Here is a 17,285-nt window from a genome sequence, read left to right on the forward strand (position 1 = left end):
CCATCTTCTGCTCAAGGAACCTCTCCCCGGGAACAGATTCGGGGGTCAGGCGGCTGTGGCAATAGGAGCGGTCGACGAAGCGAGAGAGAAGAGGGGTGAGTCCGTGAGCGCGTGTAGGGCACGAGTGCTCGAACTCGCCGTACTCGGCCACCTCGCTGAGGCCCCCATGCACGGGTACGAGCTGCGCAAGCGGCTCAACTGCGAGCTCGGGGCGTTCCGCGCGTTCTCCTACGGGTCCCTCTACCCCTGCCTGAAGGAGATGCAACGGTCCGGCTTGGTGACGTCCGCGACAGACGCCACCGCGCCCGCCCGGGGCCGCCGGTCGCGCATCGTCTACCGGCTGACCCCGAGCGGACGCGACCACCTGGTCCAGCTCCTCTCCGAGTGCCAACCGGCGACGGACGACGACGAGTGCTTCGGTGTGCACTTCACCCTGTTCGCGCGAACCCGGGCCGAAGTGCGGCTGCGCATCCTCGCCGGGCGGCGGAACCGACTGCTGGAGCGGTTGGACTGCCTGCGGGAACGGATGGAGCAGACCGCCAGGGACGCCGACCCGTACGTCTTCGAGCTGAACCGGTACCGGGCCGAGGCCCTAGAGCGGGAGGTCGGCTGGCTCGACGACCTCGTCCGGCAGGAGCGGCACCGCCTCGAATCCCGGCACGACGGGCAGAGCGGGGAAGCCGGTCAGGCCGGGCAGGTCAGCGTCACCGACCAGCGCAGCGAGGTTCCGGACACTACGGGCGCGAGACTCAGCCACGGCACCCAGGACACCCGGGGCACCAGCGAAACGGTCCTGCCCCGCCCGGGCGCCCCTCCTCCCCCGACACCCCCCATCGACCTCGAGCAGTGAACCGGTGGTGGTGCTCGACACAGAACGAGACACGGAAGCGCGCGACGGCGCGCTCCGGTGTCGGCGCCACCGCCACAGCCATCCGCACGGCGATGACCAGTCACCGGCGGTGCAGTCCACATTCAGCGGATTAGAAGGAGCTAGGACCAATGGGTTCGGTACGTGTAGCCATCGTGGGCGTCGGCAACTGTGCGGCGTCGCTCGTCCAGGGTGTCGAGTACTACAAGGACGCCGACCCCGACTCCCGGGTCCCCGGCCTCATGCACGTCCAGTTCGGCGACTACCACGTGCGCGACATCGAGTTCGTGGCCGCGTTCGACGTCGACGCCAAGAAGGTCGGTCACGACCTGGCCGACGCGATCACCGCCAGCGAGAACAACACCATCAAGATCTGCGACGTGCCGCCGACCGGGGTGATGGTGCAGCGCGGCCCGACCTACGACGGCCTCGGCGAGTACTACCGGGACACCATCGAGGAGTCCAGCGCGGACGCGGTCGACGTGGTGGCGGCGCTCAAGGCCGCCAAGGCGGATGTGCTGGTGTCCTACCTGCCGGTGGGCTCGGAGGAGGCCGACAAGTTCTATGCCCAGTGCGCCATCGACGCGGGCGTGGCCTTCGTCAACGCCCTGCCGGTCTTCGTCGCCTCCGACCCGGAGTGGGCCGAGAAGTTCAGCAAGGCGGGGGTCCCGATCGTCGGGGACGACATCAAGTCCCAGGTGGGCGCCACCATCACCCACCGGGTGATGTCCAAGCTGTTCGAGGACCGCGGCGTGATCGTGGACCGCACGTACCAGCTGAACTTCGGCGGGAACATGGACTTCCTGAACATGCTGGAGCGCAAGCGGCTCACCTCGAAGAAGATCTCCAAGACGCAGTCGGTGACCTCGCAGATCCCGCACGAGCTCAACGCGGGCGCGGTGCACATCGGCCCGTCGGACCACGTGCCGTGGCTGGACGACCGCAAGATGGCCTACGTGCGCCTGGAGGGCCGGGCGTTCGGCGACGTGCCGCTGAACCTGGAGTACAAGCTGGAGGTGTGGGACTCCCCGAACTCCGCGGGCGTGATCATCGACGCCGTGCGAGCCGCCAAGATCGCCAAGGACCGCGGCATCGGCGGCCCGGTCCTGTCGGCGTCCTCCTACTTCATGAAGTCCCCGCCGGAGCAGTACAGCGACAGCGAGGCCCACGACCGCGTCGAGAAGTTCATCGCGGGCGAGGCTGAGCGCTGATCGGCATCCGTCGCCAGTGGCGATGTGCCGTCATGGCGGCAAGCCGATCCATCGCCATGACGATGTCGCGGCATAGCGCCGAATCGACATGACGACGTATGGGGCGGCCATTCGGCCGCCCCATTGCGTTGTGTGCACGGGTGGAGCACGCGTGGCGGATCGAACGCACGCGTCGGCCGCGTCAAGCTCCGAATCATGCGCACCGTAGGCTTCATCGGTGTCCTTCTTCGGTGATCTGCGCGTCGTGGTCCGAGGGCCGCGTTTTCGGAGGCTCTTCGCCACTCGGCTGATCTCGCAGTTCGCCGACGGCGTCTACCAGGCCGGGCTGGCCGGGTACGTCTTCTTCAACCCCGAGCAGCACACAACGGCCAGCGAAGTAGCGGTGGCATTCGCCGTGCTGCTCCTCCCCTTCTCCATCGTCGGACCGTTCGCGGGTGTCTTTATCGACAGGTGGTCACGTCGACAGGTGCTGCTGCTCTCGTCCCTGGTCAAGGCGGTGCTGGCCGCGCTCACGGCCTTCCTCGTGAGCATCGGGTCGGACGGCGCGCTGTTCTTCGCGGCGGCGCTGGTCCTGCTCAGCATCAACCGGTTCTTCCTCTCCGGCCTGTCGGCGGGCCTGCCCTACGTCATCCCGCGCGACCAGCTGATGATGGCCAACGCCGTAACCCCGACCTGCGGAACGTTCGCCGCCTTCGTCGGAGCGGGCGCTGGAGCCGGGCTGCGGCTGCTCGGCGGCGAGGGTCTGGCGGGCACGGCGGTCATCCTGCTCGGCGCGGGCATCGCGTTCGCGCTGGCCGGACTCACGTCCCTCGCCCTCGGACGCCAGGAACTCGGCCCCGATCTCAACGCCGAGCCTCCGGAGGTGCGCGATGCCCTGCGCAACGTGGTCGTCGGCCTGGCCGACGGCGCACGGCACATCTGGGTTCGCGAGCCCGCCCGCTACGCCCTGCTGACAATCGGGGGCCACCGGTTCCTGTTCGGCATCGCCTCACTCATGACGCTGCTGCTGTACAACAACACCTTCACCGATGGCGGGGGTGACAGACTCGCCGGATTCTCCGTCGCCCTGGCAGTGTCGGGTATCGGCTTCTTCCTCGGGGCGATCATCACGCCCTGGGCCACCGCGCGTATGACGATCGACGCCTGGATCGCGCTCCTCCTCGCCTCCGCCTGCGCTGCGCTGCTGCTTTTCGCGCTCCCCTTCTCCGCCGTCCTGTTTCCGGCGGCCGGATTCTTCCTCGGCGTGGTGTCCCAAGGGGTAAAGGTCTCTGTCGACACATTGGTGCAGCGACATGTCGACGACGCCTACCGGGGGCGCGTCTTCTCCGTCTACGACATGCTCTTCAACGCCACGTTCGCGGTGGCGGCGGGCGTCGCTGCCTTCACGGTTCCGCCCTCGGGGGTCAGTCGGGCGGTCGTACTCGCGATGGTGCTGGCCTTCGCGGCAATGGCCACGGGATGGACGGTCCGCGCCCGAACCCGGGCGCCCCGGGAACCGGCGGTCCATGTCTGAATCCGCTCCTGGGCAGGCAAAGGCCTGTCCGACCCCGCGGGTCGATATGTCGACAAATCGACAAACCGTTCCGGCCCCGTTCAAAACGGGGCCGGAACACCACAGAAAGTAATCTACCGCACACCCCCATACGGGTACAGGGACTCTGCGCTTCTCTTAGCGGCTGGTCGGTGATGCGGATGGGCCTGATCGACGTCCGTCAGTGGCTGTGGCGTCGGGCGTTGGCCTCGGCCGCGTCGCGGATGTAGACGGCAAGGCCCTCGGCCATGGCGTCGTAGTACGCGGAGAAGCGAGGGTCCTCCGGGTAGATGCCCGTGAGCTTCAGGTGCATCTCGTGCGGACACTCGTAGAACCACCGCTCGACCTGCTTGCGGTGCTCCTCGACGGCGTCCATGGCCTGCTCCGAGTCGGGAGTCGCACCCGAGGTGAACGCGTCGACCAGGCGCTGCTCCACCTCCGCGCCCTCCCCCTTGATGCGGATCCAGTCGTCCTTGGTGTAGTCGGCGGTGCGCCGCTGGGACTCCGCCCACTGATCGGTGTCGCCCCACCGTTTCCGGGCCTCCTCCGCGTATCCCTCGGTGTCGAAGGAGTCGCCGAAGAGTTCCAGTCGTTCCTCCGGGGTGAGTGAGATCCCCATGTCGTAGGCCTCCATCTCCTTGTCGAGCGCGGCGATCATCCCGTTGAGCCGCTGCGCCCTGTCCTCCAGCAGCCGCCGCTGACGGCGCAGGTGGTCGTAGGTGTCGGTGCCGGGCTCGTCGAGCAGGGCCGCGATGTCCTCAAGGGGGAACCCCAGTTCCCGGTAGCCGAGGATGCGGTGCAGCCGGTCGAGGTCGGCGTCGTCGTAGCGGCGGTATCCCGTGGCGGAACGCTCGCCGGGCGACAGCAGCCCGATCTCGTCGTAGTGGTGCAGGGTCCGCACGGTCACCTTCGCGATCCGTGCGACCTCGCCTACCGGGTAGCTCATGGTTCCTCCCTCCTGTGATTTCGAAGCTAGAGCCTCACGTAGCGTGAGGGTCAAACCTCTTTTCGGGAGTTGGAGAGCGGTCGACACGTCATCCCGTCGACACGTCGACATGGTGACGAGGCCATTCGAGAGTCACAAGTGCAGCCCGAACGAACGTGGGCGCGTGAGTGGCACGGAGTCGACGAGTTGACGAATCCGCACAGCTATGCGTCGATCAACGGACCTGTTGACGTGGCGATGTGCCGACGCATACAGGGTCGGCACTCCTGGCAATCCGCTACAGCTCGCCCTGCTCCTCGGCCCACTTGCGGAGTTCGGCGATCGCGTCCGCCTTGTCCATGGGGCCGTGTTCCAGGCGCAGTTCCAGCATGTAGCGGTACGCCTTGCCGATCATCGGGCCCGGCTTGATGCCCAGGATCTCCTGGATCTCGTTACCGTCGAGGTCGGGGCGGATCTTGTTGAGTTCCTCTTCCTCCGCCAGTCGCTCGATGCGGTGCTCGATGTCGTCGTAGGCGCGCGAGAGGGCCGCGGCCTTGCGGCGGTTGCGGGTCGTGCAGTCGGCGCGGGTAAGGACGTGGAGGCGCTCCAGGAGGTGCCCCGCGTCGCGGGCGTAGCGGCGGACGGCCGAGTCGGTCCATTCACCCTTGCCGTAGCCGTGGAAGCGCAGGTGCAGGGCCACCAGCCTGCTGACGTCGGCGACGACGTCCTTGGAGAAGCGCAGCGCGCTCAGGCGGCTCTTGGTCATGGACGCGCCCACCACCTCGTGGTGGTGGAAGGTGACGCGACCGCCCGACTCGAAGGCGCGGGTCTTGGGCTTGCCCACGTCGTGGAGCAGCGCGGCGAGGCGCAGCACCAGGTCGGGTTTCATGTCCCGCTGCTTCTCCAGGTCGATCGCCTGGTCCAGGACGGTCAGCGAGTGCTCGTAGACGTCCTTGTGCCGGTGGTGCTCGTCGATCTCCAGGCGCAGCTTGGGGATCTCGGGCAGCACGCAGGAGGCGATCCCCAGGTCCACCATGTGCTCGATGCCCACACGCGGGTCGGGGCTCACCATCAGCTTGGTGAGCTCGTCGCGGATGCGCTCCGCCGAGACGATCCTCAGGCGGTCGGCCATGTCCGCGGCCGCGGCCTTGACCTCCGGCGCGAGCGTGAAGCCGAGCTGGGCGGCGAACCGGATGGCGCGCATGATGCGCAGCGGGTCGTCGCTGAAGGAGTCCTCCGGGCGGCCCGGCGTGCGCAGGCGGCGCTCGCGGAGGTCGCTGAGGCCGCCGAACGGGTCGATGAACTCGCGCCCCGGCAGGTGGACCGCCATCGCGTTGACCGTGAAGTCCCGCCGCACCAGGTCCTCGTACAGCGAGCTCCCGTAGTCCACCTCGGGCTTGCGGGACTTGGGCTGGTAGGACTCGCTCCGGTAGGTGGTGATCTCCAGCTGGTAGCCGCCCTTGCGCAGCCCCACCGTGCCGAAGTCGATCCCGACCGTCCACACCGCGTCGGCCCAGCCGTCGATCAGCTTGAGGATGGTCTGCGGCACCGCGTCGGTGGTCAGGTCCAGGTCGTGCACCTCGCGCCCGAGCAGGGCGTCGCGCACCGGACCGCCCACCAGGGCCAGTTCGTGGCCGGCGGCGGCGAAGAGGTCGCCGAGCTCCGTGGCGATGGTGTCGATCGAGCCGAACAGCCCGGTGATCGCGGCCTTCTGTGCGTCCGTCAGCTCCGCGGGAGCGGTCGACGGGGACGAAGAGGACGCCGTCCCGTCGAGGGGGTCGGGACGCGGGGTTTCACCTGGAAGCGCAGTGTTCGGCACACCACCAGAGGGTAGGCGCCCTTTTCCCCTCGTGCGAATCGGCGGCGTGAATGCTGCGGTGGTATCCGCACGAGAAGGTATCGTCTGATTGATCCACCGTGCCCGTTGATCCACCGCGCTCGGAGTGTTCCCCCGCGGAGCCGTCGCGTGCTGAGGGGGTCACGGTGGCACCTGCGTCAGCGATCTCCCGCGGCCAACATCAAACCGACTCGGAAATCTTCTCGCGTGCGTCGACTTGCTCATTTCGGTGCGGTCGTGGCCACGACCGCCGTTCTGGTTCCGGCTCTGGCCGCGGTCGCTCCTGCTCAACCGGCCGCCGCCACACCAGCAACCGTCCCACGGGACGACTCCGCCAAGGGCGGCCAAGCGCTCACCGTCGAGGGCATCTCCCCCCAGACCGTCGGTAAGAAGAGCACCGTCAAGGTCACCGGCCGGGTCACCAACACCACCGACGACGAACTGGCCGACGTCACGGTCCGGCTCCGGTACTCCCGCTACCCGTTCAGCGACCGCTCCCAACTCAGCTCCTACGCTTCCGGCGACGGTGCGCAGCCGCAGGTCGGTGGCCCCAAGACCGAGCTCGACAAGCCGCTGAAGCCCGGAGAGTCCGCCACCTACTCGCTGAAGGTCAAGGCCGAGGACATGCGCCTGCGCGACTTCGGCGTCTACCCCCTGGCCGTCGACATGACGGACGGGTCCGGCCACGCGGAGGACACCCGCTACACCTATCTCCCCTACGAGGGCGAGTCCTCGCCCGACCCGGTCGACATCGCCTGGGTCTGGCCGCTGATGGACGACCCGCAGCGCGCCGACGACGACACCTTCCTCAGCGACGGCCTGTCCACGAGCCTGGGGCCCAACGGGCGGCTCGGGCGGCTCCTGGTCGCCGGGGCGCAGGACGACGACATCACCCTGGAGCCGACGACCGACGCGTCGGCCCCGCCGGCCGACACCCCCGGCGCGACTCCGGACGCCGAGGCAACGGCCACGGACACGACCGAGGAGAAGGCCGAAGACGGCGACGGCGGTGAGAAGGGCGACCAGGGAGACAAGGACGCCGACCGGGTCCCGGTCACCTGGTCCGTCGACCCCGCACTGCTGGACGACATCGCGCGCCTGGGCAACGGCACCTACCAGGTGTTGCAGCAGACCGGGAAGCCGACGGCCACCACGGGGGACGCCGCCCCCACCACTCTCTCCCGGGACCCCAGCCCCACCGCCCAGCAGTGGCTGCGCCAAGCGCGGACGGGGCTCGACGGCGCTCCCATCATCACCACTCCCTATGCCAACGCCGACATCGCCGCGCTCCTCCGCCAGGACCTGCGCGCCGACGCGGAGGCGGCGGTCTCGCTCGGCGGGGAGACCGTCGAGAATGTTCTCGGCACCGAAGCCGACACCTCCGTGGCGTGGCCCGCCGGCGGGCTCATGAACTCCGAGACCCGCGACTTCCTCAGTGAGCGCGGCGCCACGACCTTCCTCCTGAGCGACACCGCCCTGCCCGCCCGCTCCTCCCACGGCGGGACCCCGCCCGCCCAGGCCACGCTTGCGGCCGGGGACTCCGGGGCCGACGCCACCGCCCTCGTCGTCGACAGCGGGCTGCGCGACGCCCTCGCCCAGCCCAGCCGCGGCGCCGGGGACGCCGCTCTGGCGTCGCAGCGGTTCGCCGCCGAGACCGCGATGATCGCCGCCGAAGGCGGGGACGACCGCACGGTCGTGGCCGCCCCGCCGCGCGACTGGAACCCCGGAGCGGACTTCGCCGCGAACGTGCTGCGGGCCAGCGAGAAGCTGCCGTGGCTCGACCCGGTCGCGCTCGGCGACATCGAGGTCAACGCCAAGGACGAGGCGCAGCGCGGCCGGCTCACCTACCCCGAAAAGGGCGCCCAGTCCGAGCTCACCGGCACCTACCTCGAAGAGGTCGACGAGGTCCGCAAGGACATCCGGCTGTTCAACACCATCCTGACCGACGACACGGATCCGTTCCGCCCGGCGATCCTGCGCCTGGAGTCCGCGTCCTGGCGCGACGACAAGACCACGGCCGCCCAGGCCCGCGCGCTGGTGGCGCGGGCGGTCACGCTCAGCCGGGAGGACGTGCACATCATTCCCGGCGAGACGGTGACCCTGGCCAGCAAGACCGGCAAGATCGGGGTCCTGGTCGCCAACGACCTGGAGAAGGAGACGGTCACCGTCAACCTCTCCATCTACTCGGAGAACAACGAGCGGCTGAGCGTCGGCAAGTACAAGAAGGAGATGACGCTCCGCCCCGGCCGCAAGACCACGGTCTACGTGCCGCTGTCCGCCCGGATCAACGGCCGCACCGTGCTCAATCTGAGCCTGCAGAACGCCGACGGCGAGCCGATCTCCGAGGAGGTGCCGCTGCCGGTCAACGCCACGGGTCTGGGCACCCAGGCGCTCCTCATCAGCGCGATCGGCGCGCTCATCCTGGTGATCGCGCTCGCTCCGCGGGCGCTGCGCAAGTGGGCGCGCAAGCGCGCGGAGCGTGTCGGCGGTTCTGAGAGCGCCGAGAGCGCGGGCGCCGCTGGTGACGGAACCGGCGGCGGGCCCGGGGGTGACGGTGACAACGCACCGGGCGCCATGCAGCACAATGGCAGGGGCTCGTCCACGGAGGGCGAGCGCCCCGACGGGAGCGCGGGATCCGGCACCGCGACGACCGGTGACCCGGCGAGCGACACGTCCTGACGCGCGGGCACCGCCGGCTCTTCCCCGAACGACGATCGCGCCCGCGCCCCGCAACCATCCCCCACCACCCGAACCGGACACGCCGCGCGCGGCAGTCCACCTCGCGAAAGGAGCCGAGGCCGGTGGCAACCGACACCGCGAACGGCAGTGACGAGACCTCCTCCGCCACCAGCGGAGGGTCCGGGTCATCCGGAGGCGCAATGCGTTCCAGCATGGTCATGGCCATCGGCACGATGGTGTCGCGGGTGACGGGATTCCTGCGCACGATCGTGCTCGCCGCCGCCCTCGGCACCAAGCTCCTGGCGGACGCCTACAACACCGCCAACACCATCCCGTTCATCATCAACGACCTGCTCATCGGCGGTCTGATGGCGAGCGTGATCATCCCGTTCCTGGTCAAGCGGCGCAAGCGCGACGACGACGGCGGGGCGAAGACCGAGAACCGGCTGTTCACCGCCACGGTGCTGGTGCTGCTGGTCATCACCGCCATCGCGATCATCGCCGCCGAGCTGCTGATCCGCCTCTACGCGAGCAAGTTCACCCCGGACCAGACCGAGGTCTCGGTCTACCTGGCGCGCTTCCTGCTCGCCCAGATCTTCTTCGTCGGCCTCAGCGGCCTGATCAGCGCCATGCTCAACACCCGCGACAAGTTCGGCGCGCCGGTGTGGGCCCCGGTCCTGAACAACCTGGTCATCATCACGGTCGGCGCCACCTTCCTCGTCGTCGCCGGTCCGGGCCGCACGCCCGAAACCGTCACCGAGGGGCAGCTCACGCTCCTCGGCGCGGGCACCGCCATGGGCATGACGCTGCAGGCCGTCGTGCTGATGCTGTCCGTGTGGCGCGCGGGCTTCCGCTGGCGCCCCCGCCTCGACCTGCGCGGCTCCGGCCTGGGCGAGGCGCTGGGTACCGCGGGGTGGATGCTCATCTACACCTTCATGTTGCAGATGGGCTTCGTCATCACCGCCAACATCGCCAACGCCGCGAACGTCGCCAACCAGGCGGCGGGGCACGCCGCGGGTGCCGGGCTCACCGCCTACAACTACGCCTACCAGCTGTTCCAGCTGCCCTACGCGATCATCGCGGTCTCCCTCATCACCGTGCTGCTGCCGAAGATGAGCGCGCACGCCGACGACGAGCGCTGGGACGAGGTGCGCGCCGGCTTCTCCCGCACGCTGCGCGTCTCGGCGATGGTCCTGGTCCCGCTCGCGCTCGCGATGGCCCTGTACGCGGTGCAGCTGTCGGTGCTCGTGTTCTCGCGCGGCAGCACGTCGGTGGCCGACGCGCAGAACATCGGTCTGGTGCTCGCGGTGATGTCGCTCGGCCTGGTGCCGTTCACCATCTTCCAGCTGATGCTGCGGGTCTTCTACGCCATGGGCGACACCCGCACCCCCGCCCTGATCAGCATCGCCAACGTCTCCGTGCACGCCGCAGTGGGCTGGACCTCCTACTTCCTGCTGCCGCCGCACCAGGTCATCATGGGCGTCGCCGCCGGGTTCATGCTGTCGTTCGTATCCGGCCTGCTCATCGCGGGTACGATCCTCAGCCGCCGGCTGGGCGGGCTTGACGGGCGGCGCATCTTTGGCACATTGTTGCGGCTGCACCTGGCAGCGGTGCCGAGCGTCGCCGCCGGTCTGGGCATCCTCTGGTTCTTCACCGAGCGGTTCGGCCTGAGCCTGGCCACCAACCTCGGTGCTCCCGTCGCCGGATGCGCGGTGGGCGTCGTGCTGTTCGCGCTCTGCGCCCGGCTGCTGCGGATCCAGGAGCTGAAGGCGGCCACGGACCTGGTCCGCGCACGCCTGGGCCGCTGACGCCCACGCCTCGATTCGCCGCCATCTCCCCCTGACCCCTGGGGACCCGGCACCCGCCCCTCACCCCCCGAACCAGAATGTCGAGAACGGTGTCGAACCCTCACCACCAGCCGCCGGAACGCCCGTACGGCCGTCTCCTGACGCCGGAGGAGGTTCTCGAGGAGGTCGAGCGGGCCGAACCGGACACCGGTCCGGAGACCGGCCTGGCCACCAGCCACGACCCCCGCGACTTCGGCGACGCGGGCACCGCCGACCGCCCGGGTGAGGACGGCGACGAGATCGGCGGTGCCGCGCACGCCGCGCCGCCGAACCTGATGCGGTCCAGCGCCATCATGGCGCTGGGCACCGTGGTCTCCCGGGCCACCGGCTTCATCCGGACGATCGTGCTCGCGGCGGCGTTGGGCACCCAGCTGCTCGGCGACGCCTACCAGACCGCGAACATGGTGCCGTTCGCCGTCTACGACCTCCTCATCGGCGGCCTGCTGGCCAGCGTCTTCGTCCCGTTTCTCGTGAAACATAAGAAGCTGGACTCCGACGGCGGGCAGGCGACCGAGCAGCGGCTGCTGACCGTGGTGCTCGCGGTGCTGGCCGTGCTCACGGTGGTGGCGCTCATCGCCGCGGAGTGGCTCATCCGGCTGTACGCCGGAGAGTTCACCACCGCGCAGCACGAGGTCGCCGTCCAGCTCGCGCGCTTCCTGCTCGCCCAGATCTTCTTCATCGGCGCGAGCGGGATCGTCAGCGCCATGCTCAACAGCCGCAACCACTTCGGGGCGCCGATGTGGGCGCCGGTGCTGAACAACCTGGTGATCATCGCCGTCGGGGTGCTTTTCCTGGCGATCGCCGGGCCGGGCAGCACACCGGAGACCATCACCTCGGGCCAGCTGGCCCTGCTGGGCCTGGGCACCACGGGCGGCCAGGTGCTGCAGGGCCTCGTCCTGGTGGCGGCGCTGTGGCGCGCGGGCTTCCGCTGGCGTCCCCGTCTCGACCTGCGCGGCTCCGGACTGGGCGAGGCCGTACGCACGGCCTCGTGGATGATGCTCTACATCGCCGTCGCGCAGTTCGGGTTGCTGGTGACGACCAACGTCGCCACCCGCGCCGGGGTGCGGGCGGCGGAGGTCGGCGGGTCGGCGGCCGGTGCCGGCATCACCGCCTACAAGTTCGCGTTCATGCTCTTCCAGATGCCCTACGCGGTCATCGCGGTCTCGGTGATCACGGCGCTGCTGCCGCGGATGAGCGAACACGTCGCCGAGGGCCGCAAGGACCGGGTGCGCGCGGACTTCTCCCGGGGCTTCCGGCTCTCCTCGGTGCTGATCGTGCCGATCTCGGTGGCCATGATCGTGTTCGCCATCCCCTTCTGCGTGCTCATCTACGCGCGCGGCAGCACATCGGTGGCCGACGCGCAGAGCATCGGCGTGATCCTGATGGTGTTCTCCGCGATGCTCATCCCGTTCACGCTGTTCCAGCTGCTGCAGCGGGTGTTCTACGCGCTGGGCGACACCCGCACGCCCTCCCTCATCGCGATCCCCGCCGAGATCGTGCACGCCGCGGTCGCGATCGCGCTGCTCGTCCTGGCGCCGCCGCGCACCATCGTGGTGCTGCTGCCGGTGGCGTACGGGCTCTACTACATCGTGGGCTCGGCGCTGGCGTGGTGGCGGCTGCGCGAGCGGATGAACGGGCTCGACGGTCGACGGACCCTGCGCACCCTGGTACTGCTACATGTGGCCGCCATCCCCAGCGCGGTCATCGGGGTGGTGCTGGTCGTCCTCACCGGCGGGCTGCCGGGGACCGCGCTCCCGGCGATCACGGCCGTGGCCACGGGAGGGCTGGTCGGAGGGGTTGTCTACGTCCTGGTGGCCCGTCGGCTTGGGGTGACGGAAGTCACCACATTCTTGGACATGGTGCGGAGCCGCCTACTGCGTCGCTGATCACCCGCAATCGATAACGATGCGTAATAACCTGAAGGGCCTTTATGCGTCTCACGTCCGGTGTACTTGTCCTCCGGGAACGCCATTCGCGCGTCCTAGCATGGAGCAGCGGTTCTCTGCCGCCACACCCGTCTTTCTCCGAGCTGCCCGAAGGGAGGCCTGGGACAGCCGACATGGCCGGATGCCTCCGCGAGAACCCGGGCACGGGGTCCCCCTCGTCCGCCGGACCGTCCAGCCATCGTGTCCGTCACTCCCGGCATGAGCACTTTCATGATTGAGCCAGGCGCGTGGCTCGCAGGCCGCTACCGACTCGACGAACTGGTCAGTGAGACCAGCGGCGCCTCATTCTGGAAGGCCACCGACGAGACGCTCGCCCGACCGGTCGCGGTCTGGACGTTCGCCGAAGGCTTCCCCCGTACCGGCGACGTGGTCCGCGCGGCCCGCGCCACCAGCCGCATCGCCGACTCCCGTGTCACCCAGGTGTTCGACGCCGACGACACCGCCGCCCTCCCCTACGTGGTCGAGGAGTGGGTGGTCGGCCAGTCCCTGGGCGACCTGCTGGCGCAGGGGCCCATGGCGCCCGACCGCGCCGCCGGCCTGGTCGCCGAGGCCGCCGAGACCCTGGCGACGGCCCACGCCACCGGGCTGTACCACCTCAACCTGACCCCCGGCAAGCTCATGTGGAGCGTCGGCGGCGCCGTCAAGGTCACCGGCATCGGTGTGGACGCCGCGCTGCGCGGCCTCGCCCCCGATAACCCCGGCCCCCTCGACGCCCAGGGCCTGGGGCGGCTCCTGTACGCCGCGCTCACCGCGCACTGGCCCGACGCGTCGTCGCAGCCCGGGCTGCGTCCAGCGCCCGTGATGAACGGCGCCCCCTGCCCGCCGTCCCAGGTCCGGCCCCAGATCCCCGAGCGCCTGAACGAGATCGTGTGCCGGGCGGCGTTCCAGGCCCCGATGCGCGGCGGTCCGCTGACGACCCCGCGCGAGGTCGCCGACGCCCTGGCCGACGTGCCGCGCATGGTGCCGCTGCCCGCCACGATGACCGGCGGTCCGGCCGCGCCGCCCACCGAGCGGGGCACGTCCCGGCACAGCGGCGAGTTCGAGACTGTGTCGGCAACGGCGTCCCCGCCGCCTCCGCCGCCGAGTCGGCGGCGGCCCGCCGCCGCGCAGCCGGACCCCGGCGGCCCCTCCGGCACGTCCTCGGTCACCAAGGTCGCGCTGGGCGTCGTCGCCCTGCTGGTGTTCGTTGCCGTGGTCGCGGGCGCGTGGACCATCGGCAGCAGCTTCGGCGGCTCCGGCGATCCCTCGGCCGACGGCACCTCGTCGGATGGCGAGGACGGCACGAAGAAGGACGAGGTTCAGCTGGCCGAGCTGGAACCGGAGAGCGCCAAGGGCTTCGACCCGCCGCCCGGCGACGGCGGCGAGCACGACGGCAACGCGAAGAACGCCATCGACGGCGACCCCTCCACCGAGTGGAAGACCGAGGGCTACACCAGCGCCGACTTCGGCAAGCTCAAGCCCGGTGTCGGTCTCCTGCTCGACATGGGCGACCCCGTGGAGCTGCACGAGGTCGAGCTCGTCCTGGGCACGGCGGGCCCCGCCAACCTGGAGATCCGGGTCGGCGACGACACCGACCTGTCCGCACTCGAATCCGCCGCCAGCGCGGATGGAGTCAGCGGCGAGGAAACCGTTAAGCTTGCCGAGCCGGCCAAGGGGCGCTACGTGGTCGTATGGTTCACTGAACTTCCCCAAGACGGCAAATACCGGGGGACAATCAACGAGGTCAAGCTGCTCGGGAATACGTGACAACGGTGATGAACGCGGTCCAGGAGCTCCCGGACAAGGAGTTGTTGTCCAGGCACGCCCAAGGGGACGACCGGGCCTTCGACGAACTCGTCCGGCGGCATCGGGAACGCATGTGGGCGGTCGCCATCCGTGTTCTCGGCGACCCCGAGGAGGCCTCGGACGCACTCCAGGACGCCTTCCTCTCCGCGTTCCGCGGCGCCCACCGCTTCCGCGGCGAGGCCCGGGTGAGCACCTGGCTGCACCGCATCGTCATCAACGCCTGCCACGACCGCATGCGGCGCAAGATGGTGCGCCCCGCCGTCCCCACCGACGACATCACCCTGGACGCACTCTCCAATGAGCGCACCAGGTCCACCGCCCCCGACCCCACGGGCCGCAGCGACTCCGCCATGGACGTCCACTCGGCGCTGGACCGGCTGCCCGCCGAGCAGCGGCTCGCCCTGGTCCTGGTCGACATGCTCGGCTACCGCGTCGACGAGGCCGCCGACATTCTGGAGGTGGCCGCGGGCACGGTGAAGAGCCGGTGCGCGCGGGGAAGAGCGCGACTTCTGCCATATCTCACGCATCTGAGGAACCCTCAGGCTTCCCAAGACGTCACATCTCCGAGAGGAGGTGACCGGAGATCGTGACGTCTCATGTGGACGCGGAGACCCTAGCCTTATCGGCGGAAGGACTCCTCGACGACGATGAGGAGCGCGCCGTCCGGGACCACGTCGCGGCCTGCCCGCGCTGCGCCGAGCAGCTGAGCGCGCTCGCCGACGTGCCGCAGATCCTGGCGGAGGTGCCGGCACCGCCTCTCCCAGAGGAGACGGCCGCGCGCCTCGACGCTGCGCTGCGCGCCGAGGTCGAGGAACGCCGGGAGAACGGTGCCGAGACGCCGTGCCCCGAGCCGCGGCCCGCCGCCGCGAACGTCGTGCCCCTGCGCCGCAGGTCCGGCCCGGCACGCTGGCTGCCCTACCTGGCCGGTGCCGCCGCCGCGGTCTTCGTGATCGGCGGAGGCGCCGCTGTCGTCCGCGGGATGATGACACCCGACCAGGCGAATCACGCCTTCGAGGGCGCGCCCGAAGCCCAGAGCGACGGAAAGAGCGACGAGAGCCGGCCCGAGGCGGCGCTGCCCTACCGCTACCAGCTCGTGGAGAGCGGCACCGAGTACACGGCGTCGGACCTCGCCACACAGGCCGAGCACGTCCTCACCGCACAGCACGGCGCTGAGAGCCTCTCAGACGCCCCGGAATCTGCACCGCCACCCCTGGAGTCCACCGACGCCTCCACGTGCCTCCAGAAGCTCAGCAGAGGCCAGGAGGGCCTGGCCATGGTCGACGTCGCCACCTTCCGGCCGGACGGCGGTGACGGATCGCCCGTCGACGTCTGGGTGATGTACTTCGACGCCCATCCGGACGGTTCGGACACCGACACCTACGACGTCGTGGTGGTTCCGTCCGACTGCGCGACGTCGTCGGCGAGCGGGGACTCCCTGGCCGAGACCAGCGTGACGGAGCGCTGAGCACGCGCCGCCCGAGGTTGTGTCGGCTTGTCGACAAACGGACGTCGGCACGTCGAGAAGTCGGCAAAGGTACAGCTCACAGTGCCCATTGCCACCGATGGGAATTGGCCGCACCTACCATCTGTTGGTAGTGAACGACTTCCCCGACACCGAGCCGACACCGAAGGGCCCACGAGCGTGAGCGACGTCCGTAACGTAATCATCATCGGATCAGGTCCGGCGGGATACACCGCGGCCGTCTACGCGGCCCGAGCCGAACTGCGACCCCTCGTCTTCGAGGGCGCCATCACCGCCGGCGGCGCCCTGATGAACACCACCGATGTCGAGAACTACCCCGGGTTCCCCGACGGGATCATGGGGCCCGACATGATGGACAACTTCCGCAAGCAGGCGGAGCGCTTCGGCGCCGAACTGGTCACCGACGACGTCACCGAGGTCGACCTTGAGGCCACGCCGAAGGTCGTCAAGGTGGGCGAGGACGTCTACTACGCGCACACCGTGATCGTGGCCACCGGCTCCGGCTACCGGAAGCTCGGTGTCCCCGGCGAGGAGGAGTACTCCGGCCGCGGTGTCTCCTGGTGCGCCACCTGCGACGGCTTCTTCTTCCGCGACCAGGACATCGCGGTGGTCGGCGGCGGCGACACCGCCATGGAGGAGGCCACGTTCCTCACCCGCTTCGCCCGCTCGGTCACCGTCATCCACCGTCGCGACGAGCTGCGCGCCAGCAAGATCATGCAGGAGCGCGCGTTCAACAACGACAAGATCCGGTTCATCTGGAACAGCCAGGTCACCGAGGTCCTCGGCGAGGGCGGCAAGGCGACCGGCGTCCGGCTGAGCGACACCCAGACCGGTGAGGAGAGCACGCTCGACGTCACCGGCCTGTTCATCGCCATCGGCCACGACCCGCGGGTGGAGCTGTTCAAGGGCCAGCTCGACCTCGACTCCGAGGGCTACCTCCAGGTCGAGGCGCCCACCACCAAGACCAAGATCCCCGGCGTGTTCGCCGCGGGCGACGTCGTGGACCACACCTACCGCCAGGCCGTCACCGCCGCCGGCACCGGGTGTGCCGCGTCGCTGGACGCTGAGCGCTACCTGGCCGAGCTCGGCAACTGACGCGCGAGCGGACGGGCGAGCCTACGAGTTCGCCGGCTCGCGACCACGACACATCGACGACTTCCCCGTACCTGATTC

The 17,285-nt window shown here is 69.6% G+C and carries 12 protein-coding genes; 10 read left to right on the plus strand and 2 right to left on the minus strand.

The features are described from left to right. Positions 1–103 precede the first annotated feature (103 nt). The 3 genes from CDO52_RS01990 to CDO52_RS02000 all read left to right on the plus strand — a co-directional run bounded on the left by CDO52_RS01990 (position 104) and on the right by CDO52_RS02000 (position 3,592). A complete protein-coding gene (locus CDO52_RS01990) occupies positions 104–850 on the plus strand; it encodes a PadR family transcriptional regulator (RefSeq protein WP_033301451.1) in 747 nt (248 codons plus the stop codon). Between the two features lie 149 nt (positions 851–999). Continuing rightward, positions 1,000–2,079, plus strand: coding sequence for an inositol-3-phosphate synthase (locus CDO52_RS01995; RefSeq protein WP_017620581.1), 1,080 nt, complete (start codon positions 1,000–1,002; stop codon positions 2,077–2,079). Positions 2,080–2,296: 217 nt separating this feature from the next. After that, the gene (locus tag CDO52_RS02000; RefSeq protein ID WP_017620582.1) at positions 2,297–3,592 is read left to right on the plus strand and encodes an MFS transporter; all 1,296 of its coding nucleotides are present in this window, start codon (positions 2,297–2,299) and stop codon (positions 3,590–3,592) included. Positions 3,593–3,791: 199 nt separating this feature from the next. Here CDO52_RS02000 and CDO52_RS02005 read toward each other — a convergent pair whose 3' ends face one another. After that, the gene (locus CDO52_RS02005; protein ID WP_017620583.1) at positions 3,792–4,556 is read right to left on the minus strand and encodes a MerR family transcriptional regulator; all 765 of its coding nucleotides are present in this window, start codon (positions 4,554–4,556) and stop codon (positions 3,792–3,794) included. 277 nt (positions 4,557–4,833) lie between these two features. Continuing rightward, a complete protein-coding gene (locus CDO52_RS02010; RefSeq protein ID WP_017620584.1) occupies positions 4,834–6,354 on the minus strand; it encodes a CCA tRNA nucleotidyltransferase in 1,521 nt (506 codons plus the stop codon). Between the two features lie 255 nt (positions 6,355–6,609). Here CDO52_RS02010 and CDO52_RS02015 point away from each other — a divergent pair, with 255 nt between their 5' ends. From CDO52_RS02015 to trxB, 7 genes are all read left to right on the plus strand, one after another. Further along, positions 6,610–9,051, plus strand: a complete 2,442-nt coding sequence (locus tag CDO52_RS02015; protein WP_017620585.1) for a DUF6049 family protein — start codon at positions 6,610–6,612, stop codon at positions 9,049–9,051. Between the two features lie 122 nt (positions 9,052–9,173). After that, a complete protein-coding gene (gene murJ / locus CDO52_RS02020; protein ID WP_017620586.1) occupies positions 9,174–10,859 on the plus strand; it encodes a murein biosynthesis integral membrane protein MurJ in 1,686 nt (561 codons plus the stop codon). Between the two features lie 77 nt (positions 10,860–10,936). Continuing rightward, on the plus strand, positions 10,937–12,784 hold the full coding sequence (gene murJ, locus CDO52_RS02025; protein WP_051060874.1) for a murein biosynthesis integral membrane protein MurJ: 1,848 nt from the start codon (positions 10,937–10,939) through the stop codon (positions 12,782–12,784). A 270-nt stretch (positions 12,785–13,054) separates the two neighbouring features. Then, positions 13,055–14,590 carry a protein kinase family protein gene (locus CDO52_RS02030; protein WP_232524365.1) on the plus strand — a complete coding sequence of 512 codons (1,536 nt, stop codon included), beginning with the start codon at positions 13,055–13,057 and terminating at the stop codon, positions 14,588–14,590. A gap of 8 nt (positions 14,591–14,598) precedes the next feature. Beyond that, a complete protein-coding gene (sigM, locus tag CDO52_RS02035) occupies positions 14,599–15,219 on the plus strand; it encodes an RNA polymerase sigma factor SigM (protein WP_017620590.1) in 621 nt (206 codons plus the stop codon). Beyond that, the gene (locus CDO52_RS02040) at positions 15,216–16,094 is read left to right on the plus strand and encodes an anti-sigma factor (RefSeq protein ID WP_152471807.1); all 879 of its coding nucleotides are present in this window, start codon (positions 15,216–15,218) and stop codon (positions 16,092–16,094) included. Before sigM ends, CDO52_RS02040 begins: the two co-directional genes overlap by 4 nt. Before the next feature lie 177 nt (positions 16,095–16,271). After that, on the plus strand, positions 16,272–17,207 hold the full coding sequence (gene trxB, locus CDO52_RS02045; protein ID WP_017620592.1) for a thioredoxin-disulfide reductase: 936 nt from the start codon (positions 16,272–16,274) through the stop codon (positions 17,205–17,207). Positions 17,208–17,285: the final 78 nt, after the last annotated feature.

This window comes from Nocardiopsis gilva YIM 90087, from assembly GCF_002263495.1.
In the GTDB taxonomy this organism is placed as follows: Bacteria; Actinomycetota; Actinomycetes; order Streptosporangiales; family Streptosporangiaceae; genus Nocardiopsis_C; species Nocardiopsis_C gilva.